This window comes from Paenibacillus polysaccharolyticus (assembly GCF_900102085.1).
Classification (GTDB): Bacteria; Bacillota; Bacilli; order Paenibacillales; family Paenibacillaceae; genus Paenibacillus; species Paenibacillus polysaccharolyticus.
This window is the reverse complement of record NZ_FMVM01000002.1, coordinates 297,941-316,303: the sequence shown is the minus strand read 5'-3', so window position 1 is coordinate 316,303 and position 18,363 is coordinate 297,941. Positions and strand designations below refer to the sequence as shown.

General features: G+C 42.5%; 17 protein-coding genes. 9 read left to right on the top strand and 8 right to left on the bottom strand.

The features are described from left to right. The first annotated feature begins 103 nt into the window (after positions 1 to 103). Together BLQ13_RS03890 and BLQ13_RS03885 are read left to right on the top strand one after the other, a co-directional pair. Positions 104 to 625 (top strand): DinB family protein, encoded by a 522-nt coding sequence (locus BLQ13_RS03890; RefSeq protein WP_090916185.1) that lies wholly within the window; start codon positions 104 to 106, stop codon positions 623 to 625. Positions 626 to 633: 8 nt separating this feature from the next. Further along, a complete protein-coding gene (locus BLQ13_RS03885) occupies positions 634 to 1,407 on the top strand; it encodes an AAA family ATPase (protein WP_244159208.1) in 774 nt (257 codons plus the stop codon). A gap of 194 nt (positions 1,408 to 1,601) precedes the next feature. Here BLQ13_RS03885 and uidA read toward each other — a convergent pair whose 3' ends face one another. Continuing rightward, complete coding sequence (gene uidA, locus BLQ13_RS03880; RefSeq protein WP_090916183.1) at positions 1,602 to 3,389, bottom strand: beta-glucuronidase; 1,788 nt, start codon at positions 3,387 to 3,389, stop codon at positions 1,602 to 1,604. An 81-nt stretch (positions 3,390 to 3,470) separates the two neighbouring features. After that, positions 3,471 to 4,823, bottom strand: coding sequence for an MFS transporter (locus BLQ13_RS03875; RefSeq protein WP_090916181.1), 1,353 nt, complete (start codon positions 4,821 to 4,823; stop codon positions 3,471 to 3,473). Between the two features lie 268 nt (positions 4,824 to 5,091). Between BLQ13_RS03875 and BLQ13_RS03870 the strand changes: the two genes are divergently transcribed. Continuing rightward, positions 5,092 to 6,336: an AraC family transcriptional regulator gene (locus tag BLQ13_RS03870; protein ID WP_090916179.1), complete on the top strand. Its 1,245-nt coding sequence runs from the start codon at positions 5,092 to 5,094 to the stop codon at positions 6,334 to 6,336. 73 nt (positions 6,337 to 6,409) lie between these two features. On the opposite strand, the gene BLQ13_RS03865 is transcribed toward BLQ13_RS03870, so the two are convergent. Then, entirely contained in the window at positions 6,410 to 7,390 is a 981-nt protein-coding gene (locus BLQ13_RS03865; protein ID WP_090916177.1) for an ROK family protein, read from the bottom strand. Positions 7,391 to 7,606: 216 nt separating this feature from the next. Between BLQ13_RS03865 and BLQ13_RS28205 the strand changes: the two genes are divergently transcribed. Together BLQ13_RS28205 and BLQ13_RS03860 are read left to right on the top strand one after the other, a co-directional pair. Continuing rightward, the gene (locus tag BLQ13_RS28205; RefSeq protein ID WP_139168845.1) at positions 7,607 to 8,053 is read left to right on the top strand and encodes a hypothetical protein; all 447 of its coding nucleotides are present in this window, start codon (positions 7,607 to 7,609) and stop codon (positions 8,051 to 8,053) included. A 33-nt stretch (positions 8,054 to 8,086) separates the two neighbouring features. After that, a complete protein-coding gene (locus BLQ13_RS03860; RefSeq protein WP_090916175.1) occupies positions 8,087 to 8,539 on the top strand; it encodes a hypothetical protein in 453 nt (150 codons plus the stop codon). 477 nt (positions 8,540 to 9,016) lie between these two features. Here the strand turns inward: BLQ13_RS03860 and BLQ13_RS03855 are convergent, their stop codons facing one another. Then, entirely contained in the window at positions 9,017 to 9,901 is an 885-nt protein-coding gene (locus BLQ13_RS03855) for an AraC family transcriptional regulator (RefSeq protein ID WP_090916173.1), read from the bottom strand. Positions 9,902 to 10,212: 311 nt separating this feature from the next. Between BLQ13_RS03855 and ureA the strand changes: the two genes are divergently transcribed. Together ureA and ureC are read left to right on the top strand one after the other, a co-directional pair. Beyond that, complete coding sequence (gene ureA / locus BLQ13_RS03850) at positions 10,213 to 10,836, top strand: urease subunit gamma (protein WP_090916171.1); 624 nt, start codon at positions 10,213 to 10,215, stop codon at positions 10,834 to 10,836. Next, a complete protein-coding gene (gene ureC, locus BLQ13_RS03845) occupies positions 10,836 to 12,548 on the top strand; it encodes an urease subunit alpha (protein WP_090916169.1) in 1,713 nt (570 codons plus the stop codon). Before ureA ends, ureC begins: the two co-directional genes overlap by 1 nt. 115 nt (positions 12,549 to 12,663) lie before the next feature. On the opposite strand, the gene BLQ13_RS03840 is transcribed toward ureC, so the two are convergent. Together BLQ13_RS03840 and BLQ13_RS03835 are read right to left on the bottom strand one after the other, a co-directional pair. Further along, complete coding sequence (locus BLQ13_RS03840; protein ID WP_090916167.1) at positions 12,664 to 13,419, bottom strand: SDR family oxidoreductase; 756 nt, start codon at positions 13,417 to 13,419, stop codon at positions 12,664 to 12,666. Between the two features lie 78 nt (positions 13,420 to 13,497). Continuing rightward, positions 13,498 to 13,860 carry a hypothetical protein gene (locus BLQ13_RS03835; protein WP_090916165.1) on the bottom strand — a complete coding sequence of 121 codons (363 nt, stop codon included), beginning with the start codon at positions 13,858 to 13,860 and terminating at the stop codon, positions 13,498 to 13,500. A 212-nt stretch (positions 13,861 to 14,072) separates the two neighbouring features. Here BLQ13_RS03835 and BLQ13_RS03830 point away from each other — a divergent pair, with 212 nt between their 5' ends. Then, a complete protein-coding gene (locus BLQ13_RS03830; protein WP_090916163.1) occupies positions 14,073 to 14,834 on the top strand; it encodes a helix-turn-helix domain-containing protein in 762 nt (253 codons plus the stop codon). Between the two features lie 29 nt (positions 14,835 to 14,863). Continuing rightward, positions 14,864 to 15,562, top strand: coding sequence for a transglutaminase-like domain-containing protein (locus BLQ13_RS03825; protein WP_090916161.1), 699 nt, complete (start codon positions 14,864 to 14,866; stop codon positions 15,560 to 15,562). An 87-nt stretch (positions 15,563 to 15,649) separates the two neighbouring features. Here BLQ13_RS03825 and BLQ13_RS03820 read toward each other — a convergent pair whose 3' ends face one another. After that, positions 15,650 to 16,669 (bottom strand): phosphotransferase enzyme family protein, encoded by a 1,020-nt coding sequence (locus BLQ13_RS03820; RefSeq protein ID WP_090916159.1) that lies wholly within the window; start codon positions 16,667 to 16,669, stop codon positions 15,650 to 15,652. A gap of 193 nt (positions 16,670 to 16,862) precedes the next feature. After that, entirely contained in the window at positions 16,863 to 18,215 is a 1,353-nt protein-coding gene (locus tag BLQ13_RS03815; RefSeq protein WP_090916157.1) for a glucoamylase family protein, read from the bottom strand. Between the last annotated feature and the right edge of the window lie 148 nt (positions 18,216 to 18,363).

The following is an 18,363-nucleotide window of genomic DNA, read 5'->3' as shown; positions in this document are numbered from 1 at the left end:
TGATCAATCCTCATATGAGACCAGTTGTTGTAGTTTTCTTCGGTTCTACCTTGGATTAATGGTAAAATAAACAAAAAATGATGCCCACTAAAGGAGAGTTAATATGAACGAAAGACCGAGTCAAGAAGAATACGCTGCTTTCTACGAAGGATACATCCACCTTGTTCCTGAAGGAAATGTCATTGAGTTATTACAAAAGCAAGCGGAACGTGTGGAGAGCGCAATTCGCGCATTATCAGAGGAACAAGCCGATTACCGCTATGATGAAGGGAAATGGAGCGTTAAAGAGGTATTTGGTCACCTTATTGATAATGAGCGAATTATGAGCGGCCGTTTGTTACGCATCGCCAGAGGAGACAAGACCTCTCTTCCAGGGTATGATCAGGACACACTTATGGAAGGTCACCCTTTTGAAGCATATAGCGTGGTTGATCTGGCTGAAGAATATGCAGCGGTACGGTATTCCACCATTGTACTGCTCCGCCGCCTGAGTCCAGAAGCTTGGATGCGTATGGGGCAGGTCAATGATAACACGGCATCTACTCGTTCCATTGCTTATGTGATTACTGGACACGAGCTACATCATTTGTCAGTCCTTCGCGATCGTTATGATGTACAGATATAAGAGGTGAAGTGAAATTGAAAGGATCTCCAGCCTATTTGAGGCAAATACAGCTTAAACGGAATCAAATTGCCACTTATGATGAGTATCCGTTTGACTTGCCCGTTATTCGTAACCTGCATCCGATGGATTTTCATCCCAAAGTTACGTACATTGTTGGTGAAAACGGAATGGGCAAGTCTACGTTAATGGAGTCGATTGCCGTGTCATGGGGATTCAATCCCGAAGGCGGCACGATGAACTTTACGTTTTCTACCCGAGCCACGCATTCGAACTTGTATGAGCATATTCAATTAGTCAAAGGCACACGGCGTCCCAAGGACGGTTTCTTTTTCAGGGCCGAGAGTTATTATAATCTGGCTACAACCATTGATGAGTTGGATCGTGAGCCTTCCTATGGTGCTCCCATCAAGGATTCATATGGAGGGAAATCGTTGCATGAGCAATCCCATGGAGAGTCGTTTTTTTCCACGTTTGTTCATCGATTTGGCGGTCATGGTCTTTATATTCTGGACGAGCCTGAGGCGGCATTATCGCCGCTTCGCCAGATGGCCATGCTTGCCCGAATTCATGAGTTGGTAGAGCAAAATTCACAGTTTATCATTGCTACCCACTCTCCTATTCTGATGGCTTATCCTGATGCGCAGATCTATAACCTGACACCGGAAGGCATCGAGGTACAGATCTTGGAGGAAACCGATCATTTCTTGATTATGAAGGAATTTTTGAATAACAAAGATAAGATGATTCAGCAGTTGTTTGAAGGAGCGGACACAGACGATTAAGGACACCAACTACTGATTCTGATGCTGCCCCCTGACCTGCTCCAACAACCTGTGTTATCACTGCTACTAAATAAAAAAGAGCCAGCTAACCTTATTGATTAGCTGGCTTACCTATTGATAACTAGAATGAGTTGATCACTAAAATTACTTCTTGATTACTCGGATTGCTTCATGTACATATTCCTGCTTCGTTCTTAGCCCTTATAATGAAAATCAGGGATACTCGTCCAGCGTCTTTTCAGTTCATGTGCGATAGCTTTAGGTTTGCGATCCCGTGTGAAAATACCTTTTTTATTGCCTTGCACACGGATAATTCCCTGACTGGTCGCAAAATCAGTAAAATTCCATACTTGTTCACCGACAAATTGCTCAAATTCATCGAATACTTCATGGTTGGCTTTGTAAAATTCCACCTGGTATTCCTCCGTAAACATGACAGGTTCAACATCGTGCAATCCGGCAACCGTGTCTGCCCCGTACTCGGTCATCATGAAAGGTTTGTTCGGGCATCGCTTTAGCCAGCCATTGAATTCGGCACGAAGCTTTTCCTTGGCAGCATGCAAATCCCCACCATCCACATACCAGCCGTAATATCGGTTGAAAGTGAGTATATCCAACAGCTCTGCAATCTGATCTTTTTCTGGTGAAGATTCCATTTGAGTAACAATAGTCACCGGACGTTTCTGTGGATCTAACTCTCTCGTTAGATCAATCAGCGGTTTAAAGTATTCATAGGCTCCCTTTTCTTCAGAGGCAGGCTCGTTAGCGATATTCCACATGACCACACAGGGATGATTTTTGTCCCGCTCAATGAGTTCCCGAATGACATCCTGATGATGTTCGAACGTATCAAGTTCATCCCATGTGTTCTTCAGCACGCCCCCGCGATGCACAACCAGCATGTTCAGATGCATGCCAACTGCGGCCACCTCATCAATCACAACAAATCCTTCCCGATCAGCCAGTCGCATCACTTCTTCCGAATATGGATAGTGTGCAGTTCGGAAAGAGTTGGCTCCCGACCATTTCATGAGATTAAAATCAAGCACATTGGCGGCCTCATTAAATCCCCTGCCATGAATAGTCGTATCCTCATGTTTGCCATACCCTTTGAAGTAAAAGGGTTTATCATTAATCAGGAACTTGCCTTCTTTCACTTCTACACTTCTCACCCCGAATGGCTGTTCATATACATCTATGGTTTCCCCTTCGGTTTGCAGTTCTACGCGCAACGTGTATAAGTAGGCATTCAGTGGCTCCCAGAGTCTAACATCAGATAGGATCATTGTGCCTGATTCGCCTTCGGATGAAGCAACCAAAGAGCCGGATTCATCGATAATTTCAGCTTTAACCGACGCAGAGCCAACCACATTAATGGAATAATGAACCTGTCCGTCCAATTGGGTTACGATCGTGACGTCCTTAACATAGGTCGTTGGTGTTGTGTATATTTTTACAGGGCGATGCAGACCGGCATAGTTGAAAAAATCAAAGTTCGGCAGATTGTGCACCGTTGTTTGCCCATCTGAATGTTGTTTCTCAACAATGGAGCCAACGGGTAGTGTTGTTTCATCCACAATATTATTTACAGCTACGGTCAGGCGGTTCTTCCCTGTGTGCAGGTAACGGTTTATTTCAGCTTCAAAAGGTAAAAAGCCGCCTTTGTTCTGGGTAACAAATTCCCCGTTCACATACACTTTGGCCATATGAGTAACGGAGCCAAAGCGCAAAACAACTCTCTCTTCATTCATCACACTCGGTAGCGTGATCTCCCGCTCGTACCAGACCCAGCCTACATGGTCCCGAATTTTGGCGCTTACTCCGATGTCGTTATATGAAGCTGGGACAGCCATGCGCATCGGATCTTGGAGTTTTGCCTTTTGCCAATTTTCCTGAAATCCCTCTCCGGCATCCAATTTGAAATTCCAGATTCCATTCAGATCGATTAGATTACGTGTTTCGGTCAAAATAGGGTATAACATATGAACACTCCTTCATTCTCTATAAAATAGGTGCTTCCTCTACCTCCTGCCTTATGCACGTTGTGAAACAGGTCTCGGGTATCAGTTCATTCGTTTTGCCTTGATATCGCTTACAAGTTGTGCTGTACGTTTTTTGTTTAATGGATACAGGAAAGCAATGCAGATAAATACGAGAAATAGGCCCATAGCTGGAACAAGTGTTGCCAAGAAATAAATGCCTTCAAGTGTACGTGGTGTCTGCACATGCAGTGTAGCATTATAGCCTACAGCCGCCATAGCTACCCCGCCAATACCACCTGCAACGGCCTGCCCGACTTTACGCGAAAAGGAATAGATGGAATATATCGTCGCATCCTCTCGGAGTCCTGTAACATGTTCGTGATAGTCAACCAAATCTGTGATAAACGCCCAGCCGATTAGATTGAACAGAGCGTATCCTAACAAGCCAATGAACAGAATCGCCATGTATTGAATAGCGGAAAGATTCGGAATGAAATAGAGAAGCAAGTAAACGAGCGTTGAGAGTAAAAAGCCAGCAGCGGCAACTTCTTTTTTCCCGAACTTTGCTACGAGTGGTTTGATTAACGGCATTCCGATAAATATAGGCGCAGCTTGCACCAGACTGAACACACTAAGTAATTGCGCGTTACCGAAATAGTCTTTGAACAAATACGTATTAACCGTGCCCAGCAACATTAAATTAATTAAGAAAATGAGCGATCCGATCAGGAAGACGATAAGCGGTCTATTTTTCAAAAGACCATATAGTGTTTTTCTCAAATTGGTATTTGGCTTCTCATTCATATCCGGGATAACACGTTCGATCGATAATTTATAACACGCCATATAAGAAGCAATGGACAATATTCCAAAAATAACAGCTCCCAGTAAAAAACGGCTTGCATTCGCTTCGTTATTAACAAACAATAGCAACGGGCCCACCACGCCTACAAATAATTGCGCCAATGTTGCTCCGAGCGATCTCCATGTAGACAGAACGGTTCGTTCTACTGGGTCAGCAGTAATGACTGAAGCCATGGAACCGTAAGGAATGTTAACGGTGCTGTACAGCGTTCCCCACAGAATGTAAGTAACATAAGCGTAAGCGAGATAGAATCCGTCCGACATTCCGGGGATGTAAACAAACATGAGTACCCCGGAGATCACAAGCGGAAATGACATGCGATAAATCCATGGTTTAAATTTACCGTGTTTGCTTGCTTTACGCGTATCAACAAAACGCCCCCACGAGACATCCGCTATGGCATCCCACAAACGAGCTAACAGGAATAATCCTCCGACCGCTGCCGGGTTAATATGAAATACATCCGTGTAATAGACCATCAAAAATGAGCCAACTAGCGCGAAAAAGAAATCGTTTCCAAAATCACCAAACAAATAGCCGAATTTATCCTTATATCCGAAAGGACGCATAAAAATCCACCTCTTTATTCAAAATTTGGAATAACTATTGTCGAATTTTATTACAAGATGAATCTGATCATTTGATAACGCTCTCAATTCAGGGTGTAGGTCGTGTATTATATTGGCTGAGTTGCTGATCCCCCTTAAATCCATGCTTGAAATCGATTTCATGACAAATTATAATCGGTCTTGTGAGGTTTCATATGGTAAGTTTCACATGTAAATAGGAATATTCACATGTGTTTTTCAGTTCTTAGATTGAAATGGAGGCTTGGTGATGCATAACTTTTGTGATGAAAACCTTGAATATATATGTAATATGACACATCATTTATACAATGTACCCGTCTACTATTTTGATAATGAATACACGCTAGTCTATCAGGTCACCCCTGTGGATTTCCGGTGTAACCCCTTATTCCCCTCTGACTACAAGATCATGACAGACCTGTTTTCCAGCATGCCAATCGAGCAACTCCCTGTCCTTCGTGAAACAATGTATTTGGAGAAATTTTTCGCCATACGTATTCATGCGGATCATCAGTGGAAAGGAATCATCATTGTAGGTCCGATTATTAATTTTAAAATGACAGAGGAAATTATTCGTGTGACTCTAAGTGATTTGTTAGCCAAAGCGGATCATCATGAAATGAAGAAATATTACGACGGAGTCTCTGTGATGAGTACGTTTAAATTAATTAATCTTAGTATGGCGATGTATTTCATGCTCTATCAGGAAAAGCTAACGCTGGACGAAATCTTGATGAAAAATGAGGATGAGCGTTGGAGAAAAACGCTGGAAATCGAGCAACCGTATAAGCAAATCATAGACGACCGTCAAAATAATCTCATTCACACGGAAATCGATAAAGAGAAGAAAGTATTTGATATCATTCGTTTGGGTAGAACCGATAAGGTGCTGGAATCCTTTCATACCATTCACAAACAAGGCAAAAAGAGTGTGTTGTCCAAGACGAGTTATTTGCGTAGTCAAAAGAATCTGGCGATCTCCCTGATCACGCTTGCGACAAGATCAGCGGTAGAAGGTGGTGTTTTTCAAGAGATCGCTTATAATCTTAGTGATTTTTATATCCTTAAAATTGAGGATTTAACCGACAGCCAAGCGGTTGAGGATTTAATGGAGGTTGCTGTGCTTGATTTTGCGGAACGTGTAAAGCGTAGTAAAAAACACAAATACTCCAAACCGATTAACATATGCCAAAACTATATCTTCAACCATTTAAATGAACGGATTACAATCGCTCAATTGGCTGAAATCACTTCGTTGAATCCGAATTATTTGTCCAATCTGTTCAAAAAAGAAGTGGGTATCTCCATTTCGCAGTTTATTTTGAAAACGAAAATTGAAGAGGCGCAAAATCTGTTGACGCATTCTCACTATACGTTAGCGGAGATTTCTACTCTTTTGAACTTTTACGATCAGAGTTACTTTGCGAAAGTGTTCAAAACGTATACGGGATGTACACCCAAACAATTTAAAGATCAAAGAACAAACGGTTAAATTCATTGGATCAGAAACAACAAAAAAACCGCTGTAAAAGCGGCTTTTAAAGGTGTATTTAGTAACTTCCAAGTTACATTCCGGTGTTCGAAAGTAGTCTGTGATTCGCATATGCGGCAGCACCGATCATGCCCGCTTGTCCACCCAATTTAGCTTGCACGATGGTACAAGCTCCTGAAGAGAGCTTTAATGAGTGATTTCTAACGGTATTACGTACGGAATTAAGGAGACGATCACCAGCTGCGGACATGCCGCCACCTACGATAATCATTTCGGGATTCAACATATTTATCACATTAGAAAGGCCGAAACCTAATATCTCTCCTGTTTCGTGCATGACTTCAACAGCAAGTGCATCGCCAAGATCATATGCATTCGAGATCATATGAGCGGTAATTCTGGACAGATCTCCTTCTACCCACTCCGTAATCATACTGGATTGGCCTGCCTCCAGCTTTTCCGTCAACGTCCGAACCATCCCAATGGCAGATACATATCTGCCCAGGCAGCCTGAACTACCGCAACGACAAGCACGGCCTTCCCTATACATATTCATGTGTCCCATTTCCCCTGCGCTTGAGGTTGCTCCGTAGATCACCTTTCCGTCATTAACGATTCCAGAGCCCAGACCGGTTCCTAAGGTGAGTAATACCAAGTTGCGACAACTGACACCAGCACCAAACAGCCATTCACCATATAGATTAACGCGTACATCATTGTCGATAAAAACAGGGAAATCAACATGTTTGTTCATGTGATTCACTACATGGATATTCTCCCATCCGGGGAAATTAGGCGAAAATATAGATAAGCCCGTTTGTGGGTCTAATAAGCCTGGCACACCTATACCCATGCAATTTACCTCATCTGGATGGATTCCTTCGGCCGCCATCATTTCTTGCGTAATGTTCGCCATTCTATTTAACACATGAATCGGGCCTTCATCGGCTTCCGTGGCATCACTTCGTTCGTGAATTTTCTTAAATGTTGTATTAAACACAGCAGATTTAATATTGGTGCCGCCCAGATCTATTCCGATTATATATTTGCTCATTTTAGAACCCCTACTTTAAATGGTATAGATACATTATTATTAAACTATGAAAACAGGTATAGCGTTAATGTGGCTGCAATCATTTTTTTACTCCAGCAGATAAATAAATACCTCTTTTTCGTTTAAAGTAATAACGACTATACATTATCCTTTTAACTTCCATATAGTATCTTATATCACAAAATAATGTGAAAAAATATGGTTTGGAGGATGATCATGGTACGTACACTTGACGCTCGTACTTCACTCGGTTCGGATGGAAATACTCCTCTGAATATTCATCTTATCACTGAATTGCCTACGTTAGTAGGTATCCTTGGACTTAATATTGTCAATCCTGGACCTGTCATACGTACACAGTTTAATGGAACCTACCGGATTTCGGTAGACAATATTTTCTCATTACCTTCTAGCATACAAGTTAACATATTCAGAGGGCCTACGAATGCTGGAGCACCAATCTATACCTTCTCACAACCCATATATCCCGAACAAGGGAGCGTGTTGGTTAGTTTTGAAGGTTCTGATTACAACGTGCCACCACCTTCAACTGGACAACTCACGTACTCATGTTACTTGACCTTTTTTCAATCCTCCCCTTCGCAAGAAGCGACTCGTCTTGGGCCTGAATGTTTTAACGCTGTCGCTTACAGTGACGATTAAGATTTATTTTTTTATTAAGAGAGGAAGTTCGCCATGGTCAAAACGCTGGATGCACGAACATCTCAAGGTTCTAATGGAATAGGAATATTAAATCCCACTTTTACAAATGGAGTTCCTCTATTAATGGCTCAAGTCGGACTTCAGGTGAAGAGTCCAGGGTCATGGATTCGTACGTTTTTCTCAGGAAGTATTAAATTCCAAGCGGTAAATTTGCCTATTAGCGGGTTTCTTGGTGTAGAAGTGTACCGCGAATCAGATGGTTTGCAGCAATTGGTGTATCAAGTAGGAACTGTGGTTAGACCTGGCCGTTTGGTTAGTCCCTGTGCATTAACCTTTAATGGCTCGGACTACAATGTCCCCGCCCCCAGCAGTGGTCAGGTTACTTATACTGTGTATAGTGTCTTTACCTACAATCCTCAATACAGTATCACTAACTTTAGAATGGGGCCTGAAAGTTTTAATGCAACGATATACTCGGATGATTAAAGAGGTTGATCTAAAATGAAATGGTTATCTATATAAGTTGAACTTAAGAAAACGACATTATGCTGATTAATGGTCCATGATTGTAAAATCACTCTTTAATTGGGGAATAATACCATAATTGGCAGGCTGCTCAAGTAAAGGATGGGAAGCTAACGATCACCAGGAAGCTTATTTCATTTAAAATCCTGAAAAATGAGTCTGATTAAGCTGATTACAGCAGAATAGCGTCTCTGGGGATCGTTAGAATTTTCCAAAGCCCGAATATGCCGAAATAAGGCTTCTCCTGATCGTTAGTGCTCGCAGCAGAGGATAGCGGACTTGCACTAGCCATAGGCAGTGGCTGATATTTGACTAATATGCATGGATTGATGAGCAATATTGGAGTGGACTGTGTAAAATCTTTAGTTCAACTTATATTGATTATTAGTAACAGGAGCCTAGATTTCGAGGCTCCTGTTTTTGATTTGGTAAAGTAAGCTACATTATTTTCCGTACAGCAAACCATAATTCGACGAATTGCAGTCCATCCTTGCTTCCTGTAACCTCGAATTCGAGACCATCGACTTGCTCATAACCTGCTGTTGGGAGCCACTCTGAGAAGAATCGTTTATATAACGTGTCCATAACCTCACCCAGTTGATCCCAACCAAACGGCTCGGATGAAAAAACGGCCCACGTATAGGCGGGAATGGAGATTACTTTGTAACCAGCAGTTTCACTCGTCTCCGTTCTAAATGCACACAACATATACGGGAATGTTTCTTCTTCTGTCGGTCTGTAACTGCACACCGCGTGTACTGGATGATAGTTCTGATCTACATACTCAGGTAGCCCATTTGCATGAAGTGCAAGTCTTTCGACTTCACCGTTCTCATGACTTTGTTTCCATAAGTCGGCTGGGGTTTCTTTTCCGTTTAAGTCGAATATTTTTTCAATCCCGAACACGTCAAAGCTTTCTTTTGTTTCAATGCGATAATTCATTGGCTCAGCTCCTTTAATAGAGATAAGAAAGGAAAGCCGTGGATAGGCTTTGAGCGCCGTCCCTTTTTCTCTGGCACGTGCAGGATTCACTCCATGTAACGCATGAAATGCCCTTGCAAACGATACCGGAGATTCATAGCCATACTTTATTGCAATATCAAGCACTTTGGCATCACTGTTCTGTAATTCGATGGCAGCCAGTGTAAGCCGTCTTCTCCGAATATACTCAGCCAATGGTACATTCGTAATGAACGAGAACATCCTCTGAAACTGATATGAAGAACAGCAAGCACACTGCGCAACGTCATTTAAACTGATTTCGTTGGATAGATTCGTTTCAATATGATCCAGAGCACGATTCATTCTCATCAGCCAATCCATCTGATCCCTCCTCTCAACTAAGGTAAAGTATAGCGTTATGTAACCGATTCTTCGCAACGATCTGTGCACTCTGAAGTTTCATCATGCCTCACCCATCTCTGTGCAAATATTGTGTTCAACACCTTTTCTTTAACAACCATTTGTAATCCTGCACAAATCAATCTTCTGATGTTATGTTGTTTGACATTCTTGTTTGACTCCCCTCCACAACCATGTTACATTTTCAAACATAAGCAATGATTGGAAAAAGATTACATGGAACCAAGCCTGTTATTTCTTCTCATTTTAACTCAGCGAAGGAGATGCTGACTATGCATTTAACTGTACAGGAACGTGAAAAATTCCTGATGTACCTCGCTGCGGATATGGCTGAAAAGCGGCTGAAACGTGGCGTTCAGTTGAATTATCCGGAAGCCGCTGCCTATATCTCAGGTTTTGTCGTAGAGGGTGCACGGGATGGGAAAACCGTAAAACAACTGATGGAAGAAGCTCGTCACCTATTATCAGCAAATCAGGTAATGGATGGCGTAGCCGAGTTGCTGAGTGAAGTTCAGATTGAAGCCACGTTCCCGGATGGAACGAAGCTGGTGACTGTACATGAGCCTGTTACTCGGATCGATGGTGCGATTATCCCCGGTGAATATGAATTTGCGGATAACCCAATTGTCTTGTTGCCTGACCGCAAACGGATTACCCGTTCCGTGACCAATACAGGCAGCCGCCCCATTCAGGTTGGATCACACTTTCATTTTTTTGAAACGAACCCCGCTCTATCATTTGACCGCGAAGGTACTAAAGGATATCGATTGGATATCGCTTCAGGCCTTTCCGTCCGCTTCGAACCGGGTGAAATTCATGAAATTACGCTGGTTGAAATCGGTGGAACCAAAGAAATCTACGGATTCGCCGGGTTAACTAACGGGAGGGTTGAATGATGAACACCATTGATCGTGCGACATATGCAAGCATGTATGGTCCCACGACGGGAGACCGGATTCGGCTCGCGGACACCTCGTTAAAAATCGAGATCGAAAAAGACTTTACCGTGTATGGAGATGAGTGTGTTTTTGGCGGAGGTAAAACGGTCAGGGATGGCATGGGGCAGCATCCTCTGGCAACGCGTAGCGAAGGCGTTCTGGATACGGTCATTACCAACGTTGTTATTGTAGATACATGGGGAATTGTCAAAGCCGATATTGGCATTAAGGACGGATTGATCCGAGGCATTGGCAAAGCGGGAAATCCATTTGTGATGGATGGTGTCGATCCTGACATGGTTATTGGGGTAGGTACAGAAGTGATCTCTGGTGAAAATTTGATTGTAACCGCTGGCGGTGTAGACAGCCATGTTCACTTCATCTCTCCGCAGCAAATTGAAATTGCGTTGCAAAGTGGGATTACCACGATGGTTGGTGGAGGCTCCGGCCCGGCCACGGGCACACTCGCTACTAACTGTACCTCGGGTGTGTGGCATATTGAACGCATGCTGCAGGCGCTTGATTCACTTCCGATGAATTTTGTAATGCTTGGTCGAGGCAACAGTTCCAGACCCGAAGCGTTGATGGAACAAGTACTTGCTGGTGTTGGCGGACTGAAAATTCACGAAGACTGGGGAAGCACACCATATGTTATCGACAAATGTTTAAGCGTGGCAGAACAGTATGATATTCAGGTCAATATCCATACCGATACGCTGAATGAAGCCGGATATGTGGAGGACAGTTTGCGTTCTTTCAATGGTCGGGCCATTCACACCTATCATACGGAAGGTGCGGGCGGTGGTCACGCGCCGGACTTGTTACGTGTTGCTTCCATGGCGAATGTACTACCTTCTTCCACCAGTCCAACCATGCCATATACCCGAAATACCGTCGATGAGCATCTGGATATGCTAATGATCTGCCATCATCTCGATCCCAAAATTCCGGAGGATGTCGCTTTTGCCGCTTCGCGGATTCGGGAGACAACAATTGGTGCGGAAGATATATTACATGATATCGGTGCAATCAGTATGACTAGTTCAGATTCACAGGCGATGGGCCGTGTAGGTGAGGTGGCAATCCGAACCTGGCAGACGGCGGATAAAATGAAAAAACAACGCGGTTCGCTTACCGGAGATACCCAGGCGGATAACAATCGTGTGAAACGATATATTGCCAAATATACGATTAACCCTGCAATTACTCATGGCATTTCAACATATGTAGGATCGATTGAAGTCGGTAAAATGGCGGATCTTGTGTTATGGAAACCCGCTTTTTTCGGAGTTAAACCCGAACTTGTTATTAAGGGCGGCATGATTATGCATAGTGTAATGGGAGATCCGAACTCCACGATCTCGACACCACAGCCCTATATGTACAGACCGATGTTTGGGAGCTATGGCAAAGCACGTTCTGCCATTTGTGCAACCTTTGTGTCCCAGGCCTCTATTGATGCTGGTACCCTTTCCCCTCTGGAGCTCAGTAAATCTTTAAAGCCAGTGACGGGCTGTCGTGCAGCTAGCAAAAAAGATATGATTTTAAATGGAGAAACGCCAACGATTATGGTTAATCCGAAAAATTATACCGTATCCGTGAATGGTGAAACGCTACGCTGTCTTCCGGTTGACGAATTACCCATGGCTCAGAGATACTTCTTGAGTTAATATGTGAAATCGTTGTTGCCTTCATTGAATGGCTCCGTTTAAATCTACAAAAAAGCCCAGCTAACCTAGCCGGGCTTTTTATGATTCTAATCATTTTCTTTCCAGCAACGTTCGATTATTCTCGAATGAATCCACCTTCCGAATGAATAACTTGTCCCGTAATCCAAGCTCCTGCTTCACTCACGAGAAAATCCATAATGTTCGTTGCATCCTCAGGTGCTCCAATTCGTCCCAGCGGGAACTTTGGCATCAGATAATCACGAATGGAATCATCCATCCACGTTGTATCAGTTGGCCCCGGATTTATGGCATTTACTGTAATCTTCAATGGTGCAAGTTCACGGGATAAGGACGTGGTAAAGGCAGAGATCGCCCCCTTGGTTGCAACATACGCTAACTCACCTGGCATCGGCGATATATCCTGTCCCGACGTCATATTGATAATTCTGCCTGAGGTTAGATTGGACTTTTCGAATTCACGAGCAAATATCGTACACAGTAAAAATGTCGTTCGCATATTAACAGCATAGTGGTTATCCAAGAGTTCGGCGTCAAAGGACTTGTAATCGGTGTTGACACCATAAGCCGCATTGTTAATCAGTATTGAGGGTTGTCCCAGTTGCTGGACTGCACTTTCATATACTCGTTGTGCTGCGTTACGCTCGGTTAGATCGATCTCGATTGATGTACAGCGAACCCCCATGTCTTCAATTTCCTTATGAAACGCAAGTGTCCATTCCGGATCAGCCTTATAGTGTGTGAAGAAAATATCAATATCTCTGGAAGCTAGTTTGCGACAAAAAGCACTTCCCATTTCTCTGGGACCGCTGGCACCTGTGATAATCGCGATTTTTCTCTGAGTTAGAGTCATCATTCTACCTCCACTTACATAAAAGATGTGTATCTTTCTCATCAAGTATAGTGAATAGAGGTGATTTATGAAACACTTCTACCCAAAAGAATATCTGAACAGTCCATAGTAAAGAGGCCCAAGTATGAGTACTAGAGTAAAAAACATTAGCAATCTTCTCTTACGAAGGGAGATTTCTGCTAGAATTTCTTTGCCTTGGTGATCCTTAAGCAGCATCCCGAACAGTATTTCCCACAATAAACCGAAGATTGTGATTACTTTCCATGTTAAAGGGTTCAGCCATTGAATGTGTTTTACATACCCTAACAATCCAATCCAAGTGATAACAGATACAACAAAATCAATTTTGCCAAGTGTTGTTTTGTATTTCCCTTTTAGCAAATAACCAAGGGATGCTGTTCCAAGTAATCCAAGATAAATCGTCCATAACAAGTTAATCACATGTGTACCCCATTTTAGTCTATTATAAAATAATCGTAACCTATGTCCTGTTGCATTATAGTGAAGCATTTTCGTTCTGCATAGTGGGAAATTATTCTAAAATAAAGAGATAAAGAAGATTCATATGTAATACCCCTTTCAATATCACTCCAGTTGTATTGTAATATACAGTGATCATTGATTTATTTTAACTATGAGGTGATAGCCGTTTGATGAATTTATATGGTGCGCAGCATAACATTCTTGTGCATTCCAATGCCATTGATGCTGAGGAACATCAACATACGTTTATTCAAGTCACGATTGCACTAGAAAATCATTTTCAGATTGAAGTTGAGGGAGAGATTATAAGTACTGCCGGAATCGTGCTTAATTCTAATGTTACTCATCGTTTGCAGGGATCGGGGCAACCTCTAGTCTTGCTTTTAATAGACAGCACTTCAAGCATAGCTGCCGCCTTTAAACAATATATGGGCAAACAGGCGTACGCCAAGCTTCCTTCAGTGGATAGAAAAGAAGTCGCCGAATTTATAAAAGCATCGTTACCGCAAATTCATGATGAAGAGCGATACGGTTTATTTTTACAAGAACTCATGACTCTTTTTCAACTGGATTACACTCCACCTGCGATTACGGATTCACGAATCAAGGAACTGATCCAACATATGAAGGATTGCACGGATTCGGAGCACTCTATTCGTAATTACGCGGAACAGTTCGGTCTTTCGAGTAGTAGGCTCTCACATCTGTTTAAAGAGAATACAGGAATTTCCCTTAGTGCTTATCTCGTCTTACATAAGCTACAGAAGGCATGTTATCTGATTTTCCAAGGAACGAGCATCACGGAAGCAGCAATGGCAGCTGGTTTTGATACGCCCTCGCATTTTGCCAATACGAGTAAACGATTGCTCGGCATGACCGCCAAAGATATTCGCAAAGATAGCGTGTTTTTGCAAGTTTCCTCCCTGCACTGACGATACAATGTTTGCAGGAGGTGCTCATCATGAACCACAATCTCGAGCAAACGCAATTGTTAGATTACAATCATTCGACCATTCAGAGCCTCATTCTCAGCCGTAACTGGGCTTCACTCCCTGTAAAGGAACAAATCCTTCACGTATATAACTACGTTCGTGACGAGATTGAATTTGGTTATAATCGTAGCGATAATGTTCAAGCTTCAGAAGTGCTCCACGACGGCTATGGACAGTGTAATACGAAAGGCATTTTATTCATGGCACTACTCAGAGCGCTGGGTATACCTTGCCGCATTCACGGTTTTACGATTCATAAGCAATTGCAAAAGGGAGCCATGAAAGGCTGGTATTATCACCTTTCTCCGAAAGAGATTATCCACAGCTGGATTGAAGTGTTATATAACGACAGATGGTTAAATATTGAGGGATTTATCCTGGATCTTGCTTATCTGACCAAGCTTCAACAAAAGTTCGAGCAATGTACAGGTTCATTTTGCGGGTATGGCGTGGCTACGGATGATTTTCAGAACCCCGCTATTTTTTGGAATGAAAATGACACCTATGTGCAGAAAGAAGGCATTGTCCAGGATTTCGGTACGTTTGACAATCCGGATCAATTCTTTTCTCTCCATCCCCAAAAGTTAAATCCAATCAAGAGAATGATATTTAGTCATCTGGTTCGGCATCTGATGAATAGGAATGTGAGACGCATTAGGCGAGGGTGATCGGTTATTCTTTTGAAGCAAAACACGAACAAAAATACGGAACGATCCGAGGAAGACCCTCCGTTTCGTTCCGTCTGAAAGCTAGTATTAATCCATTTTTACAGGCTCGATTACTTCGAATAAAAATGGATTACCATTTAAATATTCTCTTATGTATGCTTGGGCATATTTTTGTTCATCGATTAAACTGGCGGTTTCTCTTGGATTAGAGGCGTGATGACAATAATTCTCGATCATGAACATGATGAAAAAACATTCCAGATCCCGGGTATAGTCCGTTTCCAGCTTCCTACTACGCTCATAACCTTGGATAAGCTGCCATCGATGTTTAGGCCAAAGCTCCAGCATGGTGCCTGCCATATCGTAGAGAAAATATCCATACCCACATCTTTCAAAATCAATTGGTGAAGGTTGATCATCGTTAAAAACCATATTACCGGTATGTAAATCAGCATGAATTAGTCCGTAGTTATGTTCAGTTTGACGCATAGTGGTAAGTTGGGATACAACCTTCTCCGCTGCATCTTGATACAGCTTCCATGCCTTTTCGGATAAAAAACGTTGATGGTAACGTTCCAACTTAGCCAGTTCACGTTTAAAGCTTTCTACTCCCCAAGCAGACCTTACAAAATCAGAAGGTGGATTGAAATCCTTTGCTGCTGCATGGAGCCTGCTAATCATTACTCCCATATTATACGCATGACTATCCGTAAATTCCCCTGTTGTTTTTTCACCCTCGATCCACCGCATCATTGTTACATTAGGCCGTCTATATCCCATTTCTGTTTCAATCTCCAAAACATAAATACCATCACAACTTGGTATCCCTTCGGATACATTTAGTTCTTTCGATTTTTTCAGTGCTTGTAACAGTAGGAGCTCCGAACGAATTTCCTCTCTGCTCAATCGGTCCGAATGAATGCGAAGCAAATAATGGTTAGCTGTACTGGTTTCAATTTTATACGTGATCGATTCAGATAGTTGAATAAACTCGATTTTATCCCATTCTAAGTCATACTGTTGGATTGCTGATAAAGCAACCTTCCTTGCTCTGATTAACAACGCTTGCCGTTCTTCATTCGTATCAAATTTTAAAAAATCTTTCATTGGTTATCCTCCTGCAATTTTCATGTAGTAAAAATCACCTACTTCTCTTATACGTTATTGTAACGATCGCAAAAGCTTAAAAATATGTAGTAAACAATTTAAACTATGCTATACACAAAAAAAGCCATAAGTCTAATCAACAAAAAAGGAACGAGGCGTCATCAAGTGATACCTCGTTCCTTCTGAATCGGGTCTACTGAATGGAGAATACTTCTTTTTTCAACAGTTCTTCAGGTTTCTGACCAATAGGATCGCTGTGGAAATAATCACGGATAACTCCATCCTCCAGATAGTTCGCAATAGATACCATAATCATGCCTTGGTCCAATGCCAGATAAGCTTTGGCGATTTCTTTGGTCTCCAGATTGATGGAGTCGTATAAGCCATATTCGCCAATCATGTTTAACTTTTTCAGTGTTTTGATGTTTTTACGTGCCTCTTCAGGCGCATAGTCCAAGGCAAGGAATGTTGCATGCGCAGTTACCGTTGCTCCGTCTTTATAACCTGAGATGCCAAGCGGTGTTGCTGCAAACTCACTATATCCGGTAGGTGTTGCTGACGGGGAAAATCCCCATGCTGCATACCCTTTTTCTTTGGCATATTCGATTTGCAGATCGACATGATGTTTATTGTTTAGACCTAACGCCTGAGTACCCAAGTCTTTTTCCTTGATCACCAGACCCGGCATCAGCCCTTCAAACATACTGCCTCCCCAGCTAGGAACAAACTTTTTACCTTTATACTCATAACTTCCTTCGAAGACATCGACGCCATCATAATTCACCGTTTGACCCTGAGGAATCTGAGACTGCCAATCCCATTCAAGAGGCATAGTTCGATACATCTTCCACCAATGCTCTTTCGGTACGTCTCCTTTACCAATGGCAATATAACTCGCTACACGAGGTTCCGTATAAAAGGACCCATAATGATGCTCTGTCAGTGCGCCTTTTGCGACATCATAGCCACCACGGAATTGGCCGACTTCCGGATCGTATAACGTTGTATAGTTCATCTGTTTAACAAGAGTGCTGGTTTGTGCATTTAACTCGTTATACGCTTGTCCAACGACGATTAATCCTGCGGATAACCAGCCATTATCTACTTGTGATATAAATTGCCCCCAATCTTTTTTGACGGAACCATCGTCCGTGTTGTACCAGTTATAAAAGAGACCATTCCACTTATCCATCTTCTCCAGTGTGTTTAACGTTGTTTTCAAGCGGGATACGGCTTCTTTCTTCGAAAGCAGGCCCATTCGTTCCGCAGAAACGGTACTCATCATGTACATCGCAATGTTTGTTGGCGAGGTACGCTTGGCTTCTTCCATTCCCGTTTCCTTCATTCGGACTTCATCATACGTCAACCCGGTTTTGGGATCGGTAAAATCTTTGAAGTACTTGTACGTTTTTTTGGCAACCGCTTTCAATTCTGGTTTGAAGCCCGGCGTCTTGCCTGAATCATGTGCAGATATGACAGGAGCGAAAGCTGTGCTGGCAAACAGACAAAAAGTTAAAATAAGTCCTAACCTTTTTACAATGTTCATCTCTTTTCTCCCTTCAAAAATGAATTCGAAACGTTTCGCATTTATGATATCACGAATGTACATATCTGGTAAATAACAAAATGAAAACCCTTACTTTAAAAGTTTTATTTAGGTTTATCTTTTGACTTTTAACTCGAAACGTTTCATC